General features: G+C 65.3%; 17 protein-coding genes. 14 read left to right on the top strand and 3 right to left on the bottom strand.

All coding sequences use genetic code 11. From position 1 onward, the window contains the following. Positions 1–114: 114 nt before the first annotated feature. The 5 genes from dbpA to YH64_RS25655 all read left to right on the top strand — a co-directional run bounded on the left by dbpA (position 115) and on the right by YH64_RS25655 (position 4,709). Complete coding sequence (dbpA, locus tag YH64_RS25670; RefSeq protein WP_046806836.1) at positions 115–1,503, top strand: ATP-dependent RNA helicase DbpA; 1,389 nt, start codon at positions 115–117, stop codon at positions 1,501–1,503. 214 nt (positions 1,504–1,717) lie between these two features. Next, a complete protein-coding gene (locus YH64_RS25665) occupies positions 1,718–2,125 on the top strand; it encodes a DoxX family protein (protein WP_046806835.1) in 408 nt (135 codons plus the stop codon). Positions 2,126–2,383: 258 nt separating this feature from the next. Then, a complete protein-coding gene (locus YH64_RS30280) occupies positions 2,384–2,548 on the top strand; it encodes a hypothetical protein (RefSeq protein WP_162941192.1) in 165 nt (54 codons plus the stop codon). Between the two features lie 33 nt (positions 2,549–2,581). Continuing rightward, the gene (locus YH64_RS25660) at positions 2,582–4,075 is read left to right on the top strand and encodes a BcpO-related WXXGXW repeat protein (RefSeq protein WP_082134615.1); all 1,494 of its coding nucleotides are present in this window, start codon (positions 2,582–2,584) and stop codon (positions 4,073–4,075) included. 85 nt (positions 4,076–4,160) lie between these two features. Continuing rightward, positions 4,161–4,709, top strand: a complete 549-nt coding sequence (locus YH64_RS25655) for a peroxiredoxin (RefSeq protein WP_046806834.1) — start codon at positions 4,161–4,163, stop codon at positions 4,707–4,709. Between the two features lie 77 nt (positions 4,710–4,786). On the opposite strand, the gene YH64_RS25650 is transcribed toward YH64_RS25655, so the two are convergent. Next, positions 4,787–6,238, bottom strand: a complete 1,452-nt coding sequence (locus YH64_RS25650) for a CoA transferase (protein WP_143215541.1) — start codon at positions 6,236–6,238, stop codon at positions 4,787–4,789. Between the two features lie 344 nt (positions 6,239–6,582). Here YH64_RS25650 and phrB point away from each other — a divergent pair, with 344 nt between their 5' ends. Continuing rightward, positions 6,583–8,004: a deoxyribodipyrimidine photo-lyase gene (gene phrB, locus YH64_RS25645; protein WP_143215539.1), complete on the top strand. Its 1,422-nt coding sequence runs from the start codon at positions 6,583–6,585 to the stop codon at positions 8,002–8,004. Positions 8,005–8,031: 27 nt separating this feature from the next. Here the strand turns inward: phrB and YH64_RS25640 are convergent, their stop codons facing one another. Continuing rightward, positions 8,032–8,364 carry a tetratricopeptide repeat protein gene (locus YH64_RS25640; protein ID WP_082134614.1) on the bottom strand — a complete coding sequence of 111 codons (333 nt, stop codon included), beginning with the start codon at positions 8,362–8,364 and terminating at the stop codon, positions 8,032–8,034. Between the two features lie 226 nt (positions 8,365–8,590). Here YH64_RS25640 and YH64_RS25635 point away from each other — a divergent pair, with 226 nt between their 5' ends. The 3 genes from YH64_RS25635 to YH64_RS25625 all read left to right on the top strand — a co-directional run bounded on the left by YH64_RS25635 (position 8,591) and on the right by YH64_RS25625 (position 11,934). Further along, the gene (locus YH64_RS25635) at positions 8,591–10,147 is read left to right on the top strand and encodes a DUF1800 domain-containing protein (RefSeq protein WP_046806832.1); all 1,557 of its coding nucleotides are present in this window, start codon (positions 8,591–8,593) and stop codon (positions 10,145–10,147) included. Between the two features lie 9 nt (positions 10,148–10,156). After that, positions 10,157–11,353 (top strand): DUF1501 domain-containing protein, encoded by a 1,197-nt coding sequence (locus tag YH64_RS25630; RefSeq protein WP_046806831.1) that lies wholly within the window; start codon positions 10,157–10,159, stop codon positions 11,351–11,353. An 89-nt stretch (positions 11,354–11,442) separates the two neighbouring features. Further along, positions 11,443–11,934 (top strand): glutathione peroxidase, encoded by a 492-nt coding sequence (locus tag YH64_RS25625; RefSeq protein ID WP_046806830.1) that lies wholly within the window; start codon positions 11,443–11,445, stop codon positions 11,932–11,934. 46 nt (positions 11,935–11,980) lie between these two features. Here YH64_RS25625 and YH64_RS25620 read toward each other — a convergent pair whose 3' ends face one another. Continuing rightward, positions 11,981–12,448 carry an Lrp/AsnC family transcriptional regulator gene (locus tag YH64_RS25620; protein WP_046806829.1) on the bottom strand — a complete coding sequence of 156 codons (468 nt, stop codon included), beginning with the start codon at positions 12,446–12,448 and terminating at the stop codon, positions 11,981–11,983. Between the two features lie 123 nt (positions 12,449–12,571). Here YH64_RS25620 and YH64_RS25615 point away from each other — a divergent pair, with 123 nt between their 5' ends. The 5 genes from YH64_RS25615 to YH64_RS25595 all read left to right on the top strand — a co-directional run bounded on the left by YH64_RS25615 (position 12,572) and on the right by YH64_RS25595 (position 15,867). Continuing rightward, positions 12,572–13,471 carry a DMT family transporter gene (locus YH64_RS25615; RefSeq protein WP_046806828.1) on the top strand — a complete coding sequence of 300 codons (900 nt, stop codon included), beginning with the start codon at positions 12,572–12,574 and terminating at the stop codon, positions 13,469–13,471. 135 nt (positions 13,472–13,606) lie between these two features. Continuing rightward, the gene (locus YH64_RS25610; RefSeq protein ID WP_046806827.1) at positions 13,607–14,308 is read left to right on the top strand and encodes a glutathione S-transferase N-terminal domain-containing protein; all 702 of its coding nucleotides are present in this window, start codon (positions 13,607–13,609) and stop codon (positions 14,306–14,308) included. Positions 14,309–14,322: 14 nt separating this feature from the next. Next, positions 14,323–14,787 (top strand): GNAT family N-acetyltransferase, encoded by a 465-nt coding sequence (locus YH64_RS25605; protein ID WP_046806826.1) that lies wholly within the window; start codon positions 14,323–14,325, stop codon positions 14,785–14,787. A 31-nt stretch (positions 14,788–14,818) separates the two neighbouring features. Continuing rightward, entirely contained in the window at positions 14,819–15,094 is a 276-nt protein-coding gene (locus YH64_RS25600; protein WP_046806825.1) for a lipoate protein ligase C-terminal domain-containing protein, read from the top strand. Beyond that, positions 15,091–15,867 (top strand): biotin/lipoate A/B protein ligase family protein, encoded by a 777-nt coding sequence (locus YH64_RS25595; RefSeq protein ID WP_143215538.1) that lies wholly within the window; start codon positions 15,091–15,093, stop codon positions 15,865–15,867. Before YH64_RS25600 ends, YH64_RS25595 begins: the two co-directional genes overlap by 4 nt. Positions 15,868–15,876: the final 9 nt, after the last annotated feature.

Below are 15,876 nucleotides of genomic sequence, written 5' to 3'. Positions count from 1 at the left end.
CGGCGGGGCTGGGGCTGGGGCCAGGGCCAGGGCTGCGGGCTAGGGTCCGCCCACTCCAGGGCTTACACTGTCGGTCGACTCCGTTTTTTCGCGGTTTTTGCGAATCGCCCTATTGTGACCAACACGCCCTTTTCTACCCTTCCCCTTCTGCCCGCCCTGCTTGATAACCTGCAAAGCCTGGGGTTTGAGCAAATGACGCCTATCCAGGCGCAAAGCCTGCCGCTGATCCTGGAAGGCCGCGACATCATCGCGCAAGCCAAGACCGGCAGCGGCAAGACCGCGGCGTTTGGCCTGGGCGTGCTGCAAAAGCTGGACCCCACCCGCCTGGCGCCGCAAGCGTTGCTGGTGTGCCCCACCCGCGAATTGGCCGACCAGGTTGCACAGGAACTGCGCCGCCTGGCGCGCCTGATTCCCAACGTGAAGATCTTGACGCTGTGCGGCGGCGCCCCTGCCCGCCCCCAAGCCGAATCGCTGGCGCGCGGCGCGCATCTGGTGGTGGGCACGCCCGGCCGTATCCAGGACCATCTGGAACGCGGCAGCCTGGACCTGGCCGGCCTGACCACGCTGGTGCTGGACGAAGCCGACCGCATGGTCGACATGGGCTTCTACGACGACATCGTGGCCATTGCCTCGCACTGCCCCACCAAGCGCCAGACGCTGCTGTTCTCGGCCACCTACCCCGACAACATCCGCAAGCTCAGCGCGCGGTTTCTGCGCAACCCCGCCGAGGTCAAGGTCGAGGCGCAGCACGACGCCAGCCGCATCGAACAGATCTTCTTTGAAATCGACGAAAAAGACCGCCTGGACGCCGTGGCCCGCCTGTTGGCGCATTACCGCCCGGTGTCCACGCTGGCGTTCTGCAACACCAAGGTCCGCAGCCACGACCTGGTGGAACGCCTGCAAGCCGACGGCATCAGCGCACAGGCGCTCAATGGCGACCTGGAACAGCGCGAACGCGACGAGATCCTGATCCAGTTCGCCAACCAGAGCTGCGCCGTGCTGGTGGCGACCGACGTGGCGGCCCGTGGCCTGGACATCCAGAACCTGGGCGCCGTCATCAACGTGGACGTCACCAAGGACACCGAAGTGCACGTGCACCGCATCGGCCGCAGCGGCCGGGGCGATCAGAAGGGTTTGGCGCTAAGCCTGTGTTCGCCCGACGAAATGCGCTGGGCCAATCTGGTTGAGCAATACCAGGGCTCGCCCTTGAAGTGGGGCGACATCAAATCGCTGAAACCCAAGGCCGACCGCCCCTTGCGCGCGCCCATGGTGACGCTGTGCATCCAGGGCGGCAAGAAAGACAAGCTGCGCCCGGGCGACCTGCTGGGCGCCCTGACCGGCGACGGCGGGCTGACGTTTGAACAGGTGGGCAAGATCAACATCACGGAATTCAACGCCTACGTGGCGCTGGACCGCCAGATTGCCAAGCAGGCGTTTTCGCGCGTGTCCAACAGCAACATCAAGGGCCGGCGCTTCCGTATGCGCTTTCTTGAGGAATTCTGATTATTGGCAGGGTTCGATACGCCCGGCGGTACCGCCAGCAATTACCGCCAGGACGTGACGAAAGCTTGATGATTTTGCAGGGCATTTGCCATAATGGCGCCGCTTGACGCAGCCGCCCCGTCGGATGCGCGGCGGTGTGGGCTTGGAACCAATGGTTCGCGGTGGGTTCCAACGTAGCCTTGTCCTCCTTTAACCATCACAAGAGAAATTCACCATGATCAAGTCCGACGATACCGGCAAGCTGATCCTGCGCCTGGCTTTGGGCATCCTGATTCTGCTGCACGGCTTGTCCAAACTGATGGGCAATGGCGTTACCGGCATCAGCGGCATGCTGTCTTCGCACGGCCTGCCGGGCTTTCTGGCCTATGGCGTCTACGTGGGCGAGATCATCGCGCCCGTTCTGCTCATCGTTGGCGTGTACACGCGCCTGGGTGGCCTGATCATCGCCATCAATATGGTGGTTGCCATCTTGTTGGCGCACACCGGGCAGCTCAGCAGCATGACCAACAATGGCGGCTGGGCACTGGAACTGCAAGGCATGTTCCTGTTCACCGCGCTGGCGCTGGCCTTCATGGGCGCCGGCCGTTTCAGCCTGGCCGGCAACGGCGGACGCTGGAACTGATCGCCTCCACTGCCGCCATCGCCGTTACCCGGCGTGACGCGGCGTGACGCAAAACGGGGTCGCCATCGCGGCCCCGTTCTTTTTTCCGCAACGTTTGATACCAACGACATGCGCCGTCACGCAGGCGCAAACATCGGTCACGCGAAAGCTGTTTCGGATCGATTACAAGAGGCGAACGACTGCCATCCGGTATGGCCTAATCCTTACCAGCGCACCAAGGGCGTATGACACGCCTGGCGCAGGTAGGGAGTCAAGAACATGAAGAAGCGCCTTTTGTTGATGATGGTGATAGCCAGCACGCTGACCGGATGCGTCGTGGTGCCGGCCCGCCCGGCGTACTATCGCCCCGCGCCGGTGTATTACACGCCGCACTATTACTACCCGGCGTATCCCGCGCCGCATTACTACTACCGCGGTTATTGACCGTCGCCGTCGACGCGTCCTGAAGGAACTGCCATGACGCCCCTAGCCCGGATTTCCCGCCTGCGGCCTGCCGCCGCCCATATCGCTCTTGCCGTGTCCTTGCTGGCGACGGGCAGCGCCGCCGTGGCGCAAACCTACGACGCCCCGCCGCCCCCGCCGGGAGCGCCCGCCGCCCCTGACTACGATGGCGGCGACCCGGCATCCGCGAATCTTGCGCTGGTGGACCGCAGCCCGGAACCGCCGCCGCCCTTGCCCCAGTATGTGCAGCCGCCTGCCCCGGCCGACGGCTATCTGTGGGTGCCAGGCTACTGGAGCCGCAACCGCTACGGATTTTTCTGGGTGCCCGGCGCCTGGGTGCTGGCGCCCTATAACGGCGCCTTGTGGACGCCCGGATACTGGGGGTTCTCCAATGGGCTGTACGTATGGAGCCCCGGTTACTGGGGCCCCCACGTGGGATTCTATGGCGGCATCAATTATGGCTTCGGCTATGTCGGGCTGGGCTATGTGGGCGGTTACTGGAAGCGCGACCGCTTCTACTACAACCGCTCGGTGACGAACGTAAACGTCACGCGAGTCACCAACGTCTACAACCACACCGTGGTCGTCAACAACATCGACAACCGCCGCGTCAGCTATCACGGCGGGCCGAACGGCATCCGGCGCGCGGCGGACCCGCGCGAGCTGGCCGCCCGCAACGACCGCCATGCGCCGCCGACCGACCTACAGCGCAACTACGTGCGCGAAGCGGGCAATAACCGCGCGCAGTTCTACGACCACAACAAGGGCCGCCCGCCGCAGGCGTTTGTGGATCACCCCGATAACGGTCGCGGGCCACAGGGTGGGCGACCGGGCGGTGACAATAACCGCCCCGACCCGAATCGCGGGAATCCGAATCGGCCGGACCAAGGCCGAGGCCCGGGCCAGACCGTGGTCGGGACGCAGGCGCAACGGGATGTGCAGCAGCGGGATGTAGAGCGAGTCCAGCAGCAGATTCAACAGCGTAATCCGCAACGGGATCAGCAGCAGCGGGACCAGCAGCAACGCGATCGCCAGCAGCGAGACGTGCAGCAGCGGGATGTAGAGCGGGTTCAGCAGCAGATTCAGCAGCGAAATCCGCAAGGGGATCAGCAGCAGCGGGACCAACAGCAACGCGACCGCCAGCAACGAGACGTGCAGCAGCGGGATGTAGAGCGGGTCCAGCAGCAGATTCAACAGCGCGATCAGCAGCAGCGGAATCAGCAGCAGCGCGAACAGCAGCAGCAACAGCAACAACAGGCCCGCCAGCAGCAGGCCCGCGACCAACAGCAGCAACAAGCCCGCCAGCAGCAGGCCCGTGAGCAGCAGCAAGGCCGTCAGCAGCAGGCGCGTGAACAGCAGGCACGGGAACAGCAGCAGCAACAAGCTCGCCAACAACAAGGCCGCGAACAGCAGCAGGCGCGGCAACAGCAGGCGCGTGAACAGCCGCAGCGGCAGCCGGGCGGTGGCGGCGATGGCGGCGGCCGAGGCGGTGGCCCTAACCGTGACTGAACTGGACCCTGCGCCGCGCGCGGACTACAGTAGGCCACTTGCCGCCCACCGCCGCGCGCCCAACGATTGATTATTGGAGACTTCCATGAAGCGCCTTGTTTCTAGCCTGATGCTCTGCGGCCTGCTGGCCGCCGCATCCGCCCACGCCGCCTTGAACGTCGGGGCGCCCGCGCCCGACTTCAGCACCGACGCCTCGCTGGGCGGCAAGGTCTTCACGTTCAAGTTGAACGACGCGCTACAGCAAGGCCCGGTCGTCCTGTATTTCTTTCCCGCCGCCTTCACGCAGGGCTGCACCATCGAAGCGCACAACTTTGCCGAAGCCACCGACGAATACAAGTCGCTGGGCGCCACCGTTATTGGCGTATCGACGGACAACATCGACACGCTGAACAAATTCTCTGTCAGTGAATGCCGTGGCAAGTTCGCCGTGGCGGCGGATGCCGATGGCAAGATCATGAAGTCGTATGACGCCGTGCACGACAAGCGCCCGGAATACGCACAGCGGATTTCCTACGTGATTTCGCCGCAGGGCAAAATCCTGTACGAATTCACCGACATGAACCCCGAGTCGCACGTGACGAACACCATGCGCGCGCTGCGCGACTGGAAGGCCAAGCAGGAAAAAACCAAGTAAGAGGCGACTTCCGCAAGCCAGAAAAAAAGGCGCCGAACGGCGCCTTCGTTATTTTCCGGCCACGAGCGCGGAACGTCCTACGTGTTAAACGGCCACACGGTCGGATGCGTGCCCGGCGGACTTGACGGGCGGGTCCAACGGGCCGGCGTTTCCGAAAAGCGCGCGCCATGGCGCACGGCTACCAGCTCGCCAAACCCCGACGCCTCCGTTTCCAGCAAGCCGTCAAAGTCCGGCATGCGGCAGTCCAGCCCGCCTTCCACCCTGCCCATCCCGCGCAACCAATGCGCCGTCTGCGCCAGCGACACGCGCACGTGCCAACTGCCGCCTTCCGTTGCTTGCCGCGCCAACGCCACCTGCGCGCCAAACGCCATCAGGTAGCCCGAGGCATGGTCAAGAATCTGCATCGGCAGGGGCTTGGGCGCTTCCTGGCCAGCTGCCTGCGCCTCGGCGTGGTTAAAGCCCGTGGCGGTCTGCACCAGCGAATCGAAACCCCGTCGGTTGGCCCACGGGCCCACGTTGCCATAGGCCGATAGCGACACATACACGATGCCCGGGCGGATACGCGCGGCGTCTTCCGGCCCGAAGCCCAGCGCCGCCATCCCGCCAGGCCGATAGCCCTGTACAAACACGTGGGCGCTGCGCAGCAGGTTGCCCAGCGCGATGCGGCCGTCGGCCGTGTCCAGGTCAGCCAGCACCGAGAGCTTGCCCCGGCTGGTGTCGATGATGTTGTCGATGTTGGGCAACTGCGGCGAGTTCACCAGCATCACGTCGGCGCCATAAGCCGCCAGCGCCCGGCCACACACGGGGCCGGCGATGATGCGCGTCAGGTCCAGCACGCGAATGTCTTTCAGCGGCCGGGCGTCGTGCCCATACTTGGGCAAGGGACGCGGGTCGGCATCGCCGATGCGCTCAATGGTCATCAAGGGTTGCGCCGCCACGGCCTGGCCCTGCGGATGGCGGTCCCATTCGTCAAAGCTGCGCATCGCGGCAACCACCAGGCCCGCGTCGGCGGCCACCTGTTCAAAGTCCAGCGCTTTCCAGCGGCTCAACGCCGCCTGGACCGCGTCGCGCGTGGTGCCCTCTCCGACGGGACAGCCCAACAGGGCCAACGCGCCGTCTCGATGATGGGCAAAGTTGGCATGGATGCGCACCCAGCCCCCGTCACCGCACTGGTAGACGCCGCTGATCGGGTCCCAGATATTGGGCGTGACGCCGTTGATGGTGAAGTGGCTGCGGCATTCCTGCGCCGCGTGCAGCATGTCTACGCTGACATGCTGGCGTGCGCCGCCACGCAGGTGCCAGAGTTCGGCGGCAGCCAGGGCCGCGGCAGCCATGCTGGTCTGCGCGGCCGTCCCCACGGCGAATGAGGACGGCAATACCGGGTCGGCGCCCGTCAACATCACGTGTTCAAGGGATTCGTCGGGTAAATCGAAAGAACGCCACAACCTTTGCAGGACGTCGCGCGATGTCGTGGCGGCGGATGTGCGTCCCCGTAAAAAGGACGGGCGAAGGTCCATCAGATTTCCCATAGCGTTCAACTTTATTTTCAGTCGTTGAATCGATTACATGGCGGCGGCCCAGGCGCGTCAATACAAACCTCGCGCCAGCGTGTTTCACGGTTTGACCGGTATAGGCCATGCCGCCAGGCTCGCAACATGCTGCGCGACGTCATTCGCGTCCCCACGCTACCCAGGAGAGGCGCGGGTTCCGGGCGTCACGCGAGCGGGCGCTCGGCAAGCGCCGATTCCCCGACTGCGCGCCGTCACATCTACTCGTAGTTTTTACATCGTCTTCCAAGCGCCGGGCCAATATAGAATGCCAGCCTCGACGAACGGCAGTGCCGTCCGCCCACATTCTGCCTGGATCGCCCTCCATGAATACGCTGCTCTGGCTGCGCACCGACCTGCGCATGCACGACAACCCCGCGCTGGCGGCTGCCCGTGAAAACGGAACGGTGACCGCGCTGTTCCTGGCCGCGCCCGAACAGTGGCGCCAGCATGGCGACGCGCCGGCCAAGGTGGATTTCTGGTTGCGCAACCTGCGTGAACTGTCGCGCGATCTGGGCGAACGCGGCATTCCGCTGAAGCTGCTGACGGTGTCGGACTGGAGCGACGCGCCCCACGCGATTGCTGATTTCTGCCAGGCGCACGGCATTTCCCAAGTGCACGCCAACACCGAATGGGCGATCAACGAACGCCGCCGCGACGCCGCCGTGGCCGCCGCGCTGGACGGCATCGGCGTGGATTGGACGCTGCATCACGGCGCGACCCTGCTGCGGCCCGGCACGGTTACCACGGGCAAGGGCGACTGTTATCGCGTGTACACGCCGTATGCGCGCACCTGCCGCGAACGGCTGCGCACGGCGCCGGTGGTAGCGGTGCCCGCCCCCCGCCCGCAAACCCCGCCCAATTGGGCGGCCGACCCGCTGCCGGACGCCTTCGACGGCTTCGCCGCGCCCGGCGACGCGGTGCGCACGCTATGGCCCGCCGGCGAAACTGCCGCGGGAGACCGGCTGGACGCCTTCACCGACGGCATCATCGACGCCTATAAGGACGAACGCGATTTTCCGTCCTTGCCCGCCACCAGTTGCTTGTCGCCCTATCTGGCGGCAGGCGTACTGTCGCCCGGCCAGGCGCTGCGCGCGGCGCTGGCGTCCAATCACGGCGAGCTCGATAGCGGCAAGGCGGGCGCGGCGACATGGATCAACGAACTGCTGTGGCGCGAGTTCTATCAGCATCTGCTGGCTGCCTACCCCTCGCTGTCCATGCATCAGCCGATGAAGCCGGAGACCGCCGCCGTGCCGTGGCGGGACGCGCCGGATGACCTGCAAGCGTGGCAGCAAGGCCGGACCGGTATTCCGATCGTGGACGCGGCCATGCGCCAATTGCTGGCGCTGGGCTGGATGCACAACCGGCTGCGCATGGTCACCGCCATGTTCCTGTCGAAAAACCTGTTGATCGATTGGCGGCTGGGCGAAGCGTGGTTCATGGCGCAGCTGGTGGATGGCGACCTGGCCGCCAACAACGGCGGCTGGCAATGGAGCGCGTCAACGGGCGCCGACGCCGTGCCGTACTTCCGCGTCTTCAACCCGCTGTCGCAATCGCGCCGCTTCGATCCGCGCGGCGTGTTCCTGCGCGAATGGCTGCCCGAACTGGCCGATCTGGATGACAAGGCCATCCACGACCCCAGCCCGATGGAACGTGCGGCGGCGGGCTATCCGATGCCGATCGTCGACCTGGCGCAAAGCCGCTTGCGTGCGTTGGAAGCGTTTGGGAATTTGCCGGCGGTGGGATGAATGCGATCAAGCGCGGCGCGCGGCGGATCACGAACCCGCCGCCGCCTGCTTGTCCAGGCGCTTGATGAACACCTGCAATTCCTTTTCGACCTGCTTGTCGCCGCGCGCCTGGGCGGCCGCCACGCCCCGGTCCCACGCTGCGCGCGCCTGCTCTACGTCGCCCCGCCCCAGGCAAGCCTTGCCCAGCCATTTCCACGCGACGGAATACGCGGGGTCGAACGCCAACGCCGCGCGCAAATGGGTTTCGGCTTTTTCAAAGCTGTCTTGCTCGGCATAGGCCTTGCCCAGCGAAAATCGCAGCAACATATTGTCGGTGCCCTTGGCCAACATCGCCTCCAGGCGTTCGATCATTCCTTCCATCGGCGTGCTCCTGCTTTCGTCTTGTGCATCGTCTTGTGCAGCGTTATTGACTGCAAGCGGCCATGATAGGACGACGTGCCGCCAAGCGCCGCAATGGCCCCAGCCCGCGCCGGGTCGGCAGCGAACTGAAAATTGCGGTTTCCGCGCGTTTCAGGACCGCCCGGCGCGGGAATGTTCGGAGGATTATCCTGTCACACCGCTTATTGCCCTTTCAGGGTCTTGATTCATGATGCGATCACGAATGCTGCTGACCAACGTCGTGCCAATGCTGTGCCTGGCGCTGGCGAGCGTGGCAGCGGCGGCTGCTTCCCCTGCCGCGGCCACTGCCCCGCAAGAAGACACCCGCGCGTATGAAGCCGCCCTGGTCAACCGCATCACTTGGGGCGCCACGCCCGCCGAGCTGGCTCGCATCCGCGAGATGGGCGCGCAGCGCTACCTGCATGCGCAGTTGCACCCGGACGCCCACGCGCGGTTGCCCGCCGAGGTGCAGTCGGCCATCGATGCACTGCCCATCAACCAGGAAACCGAACAGGACGCCCAGGCGCGGCAGCGCAAGCTGCGACAAGACGCGCGCGATCTGGATCCCCAGGCCAAGCTGCAAGCGCAGCGCGACGCACGCGCGATATCGCGGCAGCGCGCCCAGGACGCCGCCAGCCGCGCCGTGTGGCGCGCGCTGTATTCGCCCGCCCCCTTGCAGGAACAGATGACATGGTTCTGGATGAACCACTTCAATGTGTTCGCGGGCAAAGGCGACGTGGGCACGTATCTGCCGCAATACGAAGAGCAAGCCATTCGCCCACACGCGCTGGGCAAATTCCGCGACATGCTGCGCGCCACCGTCAGGTCGCCCGCCATGCTGGTGTACCTGGACAACACGCGCAACGTGGCGGGGCACATCAACGAGAACTATGCGCGCGAAATCATGGAGCTGCACACACTGGGCGTGGGTGGCGGCTATACGCAAAAAGACGTGCAGGAACTGGCGCGCATCCTGACCGGCCTGGGCGTGCATAACAGCGACAAGCCACCCAAGGTCAAACCCGAATTGCGCGCCGGGCTGGTCCAACAGGGGCTGTTTTTGTTCAACCCCGCGCGCCACGATAGCGGCGACAAGGTGTTCCTGGGCCACACCATTCGCGGCGGCGGCCTGGACGAAGTCGATCAAGCCATCGACCTGCTGGCGCGCCACCCGTCCACGGCGCGCTTTGTCAGCACCAAACTGGCCGCGTACTTCGTGGGGGAATCGCCGCCGCCCGCGTTGGTGGCGCGCATGGCCAAAACCTTTCTGGCCCAAGATGGCGACATCGCGGCCACGCTGCAAACGATGATCGCCTCGCCGGAATTCGCCAAGTCCTTGAAGACCGGCGTGTTCAAGGACCCGGTGCATTACGTGTTTTCTGCTTTGCGATTGACCTATGCCGACATGCCGCCCATCCGCAATCCCAAGGCGGTGTTGTCGATGCTGCAACAGATGGGCCAGGGCATGTACCAACGCCCAACCCCCGACGGCTATCCGATGTCGCAATCTGACTGGGCGGGTTCGGGGCAGATGACACAACGGTTTGAAATTGCGCGCGCCATTGCCGCCGCACCGCAGCCGTTTTATCGCACGACAGAGGCCCCGGAGCCGGTCGCGCTGCCCAAGGCGACACCGCTGCTGGATGCCAACCCGGATCTGTTGCGCGTCCTGTCGCCCGCAACGCGCCAGGCCCTGGGCCAGGCCCGAAAACCCGTGGATGCCAATACCTACCTGCTGGCCTCGCCAGAATTCATGCGCCGCTAGGAGAACGCGATGGACCGCCGCCGCTTGCTTCAAATGATGGCCACCGCCCCGCTGCTGCTGGGCGGCAGCCGCTTGTATGCGGCGCCCGCCGCGTCGGGCAACCGCCTGCTGGTCGTCTTCATGCGCGGCGCGTACGACGCCGCCAGCCTGCTGGTGCCCACGTCCAGCGACTTCTATTACGAGTCGCGCCCCAGCATTGCCATCGCCCGGCCCGGCTCGGGCGATGGCGCCGCCCTGCCGCTGGCCGATGGCTGGGGCCTGCACCCGGCGCTGGCCGATAGCTTGCTGCCGTTCTACCGCAACAAGCAGCTGGCTTTTGTCCCGTTTGCCGGCACCGAGGACCTGACCCGCAGCCACTTCGAAACGCAGAACAGCATCGAGCTGGGCCAAGGCGCCCGCAAGGATGGCAACTACCGATCCGGGTTTCTGAACCGCTTGACGTTGGCCCTGGGCGCCAACGGTTCGCACCCCGCCGCGTTTACCTCCGATGTGCCGCAAATTTTGCGTGGCGATGCCCGCGTGCCCAACGTGGACCTGGGCGGAGCGAACAGAAAATCCCGCTTGAGCGACGCCGACAACCGCGCCATTGCCGCGATGTACCGCGACACGGACCTGCACGCGGCCGTGGACGAAGGCCAGCGCGTCATGGGCGCCACCCGGCAGGAACTGGACGCCGAAATGCAGGCCGCGAACGGCAACGCCGTGTCGACCGACAAGTTGGAAAAGGAAATCCGCCGCATCGCCCGCTTCATGACCGACCGCTACAACGTCGGGTTTGTGGATGTGGGCGGCTGGGACACGCACGTCGGCCAGGGTGCCGCCACGGGTGCCTTGGCCGGCCGGCTGGGGCAGTTGGGGCGCGCGCTGGCGGCCTATGCCGACGCGATGGGGCCGGCCTGGGGCCAGACCACCGTCGTGGTCATCAGCGAGTTTGGCCGCACGTTTCGCGAAAACGGCAACAAGGGCACGGACCACGGTCACGGCACCGTGTATTGGGTGATGGGCGGCAACGTGCGCGGTGGCCGGATTGCCGGACGCCAGGTTCCCGTCCGCCACGACACCCTGTTCCAGGACCGCGACTACCCTGTTCTGAACGAATACCGCGCCGTTTTCGCGGGCCTGTTCGCGCGCTTGTACGGGCTGGACAAAGCCCGCCTGGCGCAGGTATTCCCGGGTGTGGCCCCCGTGGATATCGGATTGGTCTGATACCCCGGCGTGCGCACGCGGCGCTACACTCCACGAGCCAATTGGCGCACCGACGCGCCCGCGTCGCAACGCCCGACACAGGAGCCCGCATGAGCACGATTTTCGATTTCACCGCCCGCGATATTCACGGGGTGGATCAATCCCTGGACACGTATCGCGGCCGCGTGCTGCTGGTCGTCAATGTGGCGTCCAAGTGCGGCTTCACGCCGCAATACGCGGGGCTGGAAGATCTGTACCGTTCGTTCCGTGACGACGGTTTTGCGGTGTTAGGCTTTCCGTGCGACCAATTCGGCCACCAGGAACCGGGCGACGAAGCCGAGATCCGTAATTTCTGCGCCACGCAGTACGACATCAGCTTTCCGCTGTTTGCCAAGATCGACGTCAATGGGGCCGACGCCCATCCGCTGTACCGCTGGCTCAAGGGCGAAAAGCCCGGCGTCTTCGGCACCGAAGGCATCAAGTGGAATTTCACCAAATTCCTGGTGGGCCGCGATGGCCAGGTCATCAAGCGCTACGCGCCCACCGACACGCCGGCGGGTTTGAAGGACGACGTGGCGCGGGCGTTGTCGGCCCCGGTGTAAGGGCTTGGGACTACGGGGCTGGGACGACGCGGCCGGGACTTCGCCCTTAGCGCAACGGCGGCAGGCGGCGGCGCACCGTATGCGCCTTGACGATGGCGGTGTTGGTTTCGGCGAACTCCGTCACGCGTTCCAGGATGCCGTCCAGATGCGAGATCGACCGCAGCACCACACGGGCGATAAAGCAGTCGTCGCCCGTGACCTTGTCGCACTCGACGAATTCCGGGATTTCCTCGATCAAGCCTTCGACGTGACGCAGCTGGCCCGGCAGCGGCCGGATGCGCACGATGGCTTCCAGCGTGTAGCCCAGCGCCACCGGGTCCACATCCAGCGTGTAGGCGCGGATGACGCCGGATTCCTCCAGGCGCCGCAGCCGGTCCGCCACGCTAGGCGCCGACATGCCTACCTGCCGAGCCAGGTCGGCCGTGGTGGTCCGCGCGTTGGCCGCCAGGGTCTGCACCAGGCGGCGATCAATACCATCCAGTACCGGGTTTTCGTTTTTTAGGTCGTTCTGCATAAATTTCACCTAAATGAAGGTTGGCGGATGAAAGCGCCACGCATTCATCATATAACCGCGTCGATGCGCCTGGGATAATTTCTCCATCAAGAACGTGGCCAGACGGCCGATGGAGACCCCCTCATGCCCCCCGCATCAGAACGCCTTGGCCTGGCGCAAATGGCCGCCGCCATGACCTTATCCGGCACCCTGGGCGTGTTTGTCCTGGAATCCGGTCAAAGCGCCTGGAACGTCGTTTTCTTTCGCTGCCTGTTCGGGGCCATGGCGCTGTTTATCTATTGCTGGTCGCGCGGCCTGCTCAAGCCCGGCCTGTTCACGCGCAAGACGCTGTTCCTGGCGCTGGTGGCCGGCGCCGCGCTGGTCATGAATTGGGTCTTGCTGTTCTCGGCGTACCGGCTGGCGTCCATTTCCCTGGCCACCGCGGTCTACAACGTGCAGCCCTTCTTTTTGATCGGGCTGGGCGTGCTGTTCCTGGGCGAACGCCCGTCACGCGGCAAGCTGGCGTGGTCCGTGGTGGCGTTTGCCGGCCTGCTGCTGGTGCTGCGCCTGACGGACACGCACGCCGGCGGCCAGGCCTATCTGTCGGGCCTGCTGCTGGGCCTGGGCGCGGCCGCGCTGTATGGCGTGACGGCGGTCATCGTCAAGCGCTTGAAGGGCGTGCCGCCGCAGGTGCTGGCGCTGGTTCAGGTGACGCTGGGCGCCGTGATGCTGCTGCCGATGGCGGATTTCAGCGCCGTCCCGACCGCGCCGCTGCAATGGGGCTATCTGGTGGCGCTGGGGTTGGTGCATACGTGCCTGATGTACATCCTGATGTATTCGGCCATCCAGAAGCTGCCGACCACGTCCACCGCCGCGCTCAGCTTCATCTACCCCGCCGTGGCCATCCTGCTGGACCTGGTCGTCTACGGCCAGCGCATGGAACCCATGCAGGTGGTGGGCGTGGCGATGATCTTCGTGGCCGCCGCCGGCGTCAGCCTGAACTGGACGTGGCGGCTGCCGGGCGGGTCCCACCGGGTGGTGTAAGGCGCGGGGTTTGGGGGCCGCCAAGAAACCCGCCCCCGGCCCCGGTTATTCGGGGCCGGCGACAATGCCTGCCGCTATCATGGCCTTCCACCCGCCGGCACGGCCGGCGGCGCCTTGATTCCCAGGACGCACCCCATGATCGATCTCTATTACTGGACCACCCCCAACGGCCACAAGATCACGCTGTTCCTTGAAGAAACCGGCCTGCCCTACAAGATCCACCCGGTGAACATCAGCCGCGGCGATCAGTTCAAACCCGAATTTTTGGCCATCGCGCCCAACAACCGCATCCCTGCCATCGTCGACCAGCAACCGGCCGACGGCGGCGCGCCCTTGTCGCTGTTCGAGTCGGGCGCCATCCTGCTGTATCTGGCCGAAAAGACCGGGCAGTTCCTGCCGGCCGACCTGCGCGGCCGCGCGGAAGTGTCGCAATGGCTGTTCTGGCAAATGGGCGGCCTTGGCCCCATGGCCGGCCAGAATCATCACTTCTCGGGCTACGCGCAAGAGCGCATCCCCTACGCCATCGACCGCTACGTCAAGGAAACCAACCGCTTGTACGGCGTGCTGAACAAGCGTCTGGCCGACCGCGAATTCGTGGCGGGCGACTACTCCATCGCCGATATGGCGGCCTACCCGTGGATCGTGCCGCATGCCAAGCAGGGTCAGGACCTGAACGACTTCCCGCATCTGCAACGCTGGTTCAACGCCATCGCGCAACGCCCCGCCACGCAGCGCGCGTACGCGTTGGCCGACAGCGTCAACACCGCGCCGTCCATCAGCGATGAGGAATCGCGCCGGATTCTGTTCGGCCAGACCGCGCAGAACCTTGCCCGCTAGCCAGGAGCACTGCGATGTCCGATCCGCAATTGGTCTTTCGCCGCGCGCGCCAGGAAGACCTGCCGCACATCGTGGCCCTGTTGGCCGACGATGAGCTGGGCGCCAAGCGCGAAGACGCCTCGGTGCCGCTGAACCCGCGCTACACGGCTGCCTTCGCCGCCATCGCGCAGGATTCCAACCAGTTCCTTGCCGTGGTTGAGCAAGGTCCACACCTGGTCGGCTGTTTGCAGTTATCGTTCATACCCGGCTTGTCGCGGTTGGGCCTGTGGCGCGGCCAGATCGAAAGCGTGCGCATCGCCTCGTCGGCGCGCGGCCAGGGTCTGGGTCGGGCCATGTTCGAATGGGCTATCGACCAGTGCCGCGCTCAGGGCTGCGGCCTGGTCCAGCTCACGACTGACCGCGCGCGCCCCGATGCGCGCCGGTTCTACGAAAGCCTGGGCTTTACGGCCAGCCACGACGGCATGAAGCTGAACCTGTAGTTTTTGTTCATTGATTTCGCAAGGAGCGCCCATGCATGGCGAATACAAAGTCCCCGGCGGCAAATTGGTTGTCGCGGATCTGGAAGTGCGCGACGGCCGCCTGGCCAACGTACGCATCAGCGGCGACTTCTTTCTAGAGCCGCCCGAAGCGCTGGAAGCCATCAACAGCGGCTTGAACGGCATGCCGGCCGATGCCGGCGAACTGGAATTGGCGGTGGCGGTGCAATCCGCCCTGCCCGCCGATGCCGAACTGTTCGGCTTTTCGGCCGAAGCCGTGGCCGTGGTGCTGCGGAGGGCGCTTGCATGACGCGCACCGACTGGAACGATTACGACTGGCAATTGATCCACGAAGGCCCGCAGGCGCCGTCGCTGCACATGGCGCTGGACGCCGTCATTACCGATGAAGTGGGCGCGGGCCAGCGCCCGCCCACGCTGCGCATCTGGGAATGGGCGGCGCCCGCCGTCGTTATCGGCCGTTTCCAATCCCTGAAAAACGAAGTGGACCCCGACGGCGCCAAGCGCCACGGCATTGAAGTCGTGCGCCGCGTCAGCGGTGGCGGTGCGATGTTCATCGAACCGGGCAACTCCATTACCTATTCGCTAAGCGCGCCGCAAGCCCTGGTGCACGGCATGAGCTTCCAGGAATCCTATGCGTTCCTGGACGCCTGGGTTTTGACGGCGTTGCAGGGCCTGGGCATCAAGGCCTGGTATCAACCCCTGAACGACATCGCGTCCGACATCGGCAAGATTGGCGGCGCGGCGCAAGCCCGACGTGCGGGCGCGGTGCTGCACCACGTGACCATGTCGTACGACATCGACGCCGATAAAATGGTCGAGGTCTTGCGCATTGGCCGCGAGAAACTGTCCGACAAAGGCACCACCAGCGCGAAGAAACGCGTGGACCCGCTGCGCACGCAGACCGGTCTGGCGCGCGAAGTCATCATCGAGCGCATGCTGGAAACTTTTGCCGGCCTGCATCGTCTGACTCCGGGGCAAATCGGCAGCGACACGCTGGCGCGCGCCCAGCAGCAAGCCGATGAAAAGTTCTCGACGCCCGAGTGGACGGGCGTGGTGCCTTGACGGCAAGAT

Source organism: Achromobacter sp. LC458 (genome assembly GCF_001005835.2).
Taxonomy (GTDB): Bacteria; Pseudomonadota; Gammaproteobacteria; order Burkholderiales; family Burkholderiaceae_B; genus Achromobacter; species Achromobacter spanius_B.
This window is presented reverse-complemented; position numbering and strand designations above follow the sequence as displayed.

Coding starts and splice junctions, on each gene's coding strand:
- YH64_RS25630 (WP_046806831.1), top strand. CDS start 10,157: ATGGACCGCCGCCGCTTGCTTCAAATGATGGCCACCGCCCCGCTGCTG.
- YH64_RS25605 (WP_046806826.1), top strand. CDS start 14,323: ATGTCCGATCCGCAATTGGTCTTTCGCCGCGCGCGCCAGGAAGACCTG.
- YH64_RS25615 (WP_046806828.1), top strand. CDS start 12,572: ATGCCCCCCGCATCAGAACGCCTTGGCCTGGCGCAAATGGCCGCCGCC.
- YH64_RS25610 (WP_046806827.1), top strand. CDS start 13,607: ATGATCGATCTCTATTACTGGACCACCCCCAACGGCCACAAGATCACG.
- YH64_RS25625 (WP_046806830.1), top strand. CDS start 11,443: ATGAGCACGATTTTCGATTTCACCGCCCGCGATATTCACGGGGTGGAT.
- YH64_RS25640 (WP_082134614.1), bottom strand. CDS start 8,364: ATGGAAGGAATGATCGAACGCCTGGAGGCGATGTTGGCCAAGGGCACC.
- YH64_RS25665 (WP_046806835.1), top strand. CDS start 1,718: ATGATCAAGTCCGACGATACCGGCAAGCTGATCCTGCGCCTGGCTTTG.
- YH64_RS30280 (WP_162941192.1), top strand. CDS start 2,384: ATGAAGAAGCGCCTTTTGTTGATGATGGTGATAGCCAGCACGCTGACC.
- YH64_RS25635 (WP_046806832.1), top strand. CDS start 8,591: ATGATGCGATCACGAATGCTGCTGACCAACGTCGTGCCAATGCTGTGC.
- YH64_RS25600 (WP_046806825.1), top strand. CDS start 14,819: ATGCATGGCGAATACAAAGTCCCCGGCGGCAAATTGGTTGTCGCGGAT.
- YH64_RS25620 (WP_046806829.1), bottom strand. CDS start 12,448: ATGCAGAACGACCTAAAAAACGAAAACCCGGTACTGGATGGTATTGAT.
- YH64_RS25650 (WP_143215541.1), bottom strand. CDS start 6,238: ATGGGAAATCTGATGGACCTTCGCCCGTCCTTTTTACGGGGACGCACA.
- YH64_RS25660 (WP_082134615.1), top strand. CDS start 2,582: ATGACGCCCCTAGCCCGGATTTCCCGCCTGCGGCCTGCCGCCGCCCAT.
- phrB (WP_143215539.1), top strand. CDS start 6,583: ATGAATACGCTGCTCTGGCTGCGCACCGACCTGCGCATGCACGACAAC.
- YH64_RS25655 (WP_046806834.1), top strand. CDS start 4,161: ATGAAGCGCCTTGTTTCTAGCCTGATGCTCTGCGGCCTGCTGGCCGCC.
- YH64_RS25595 (WP_143215538.1), top strand. CDS start 15,091: ATGACGCGCACCGACTGGAACGATTACGACTGGCAATTGATCCACGAA.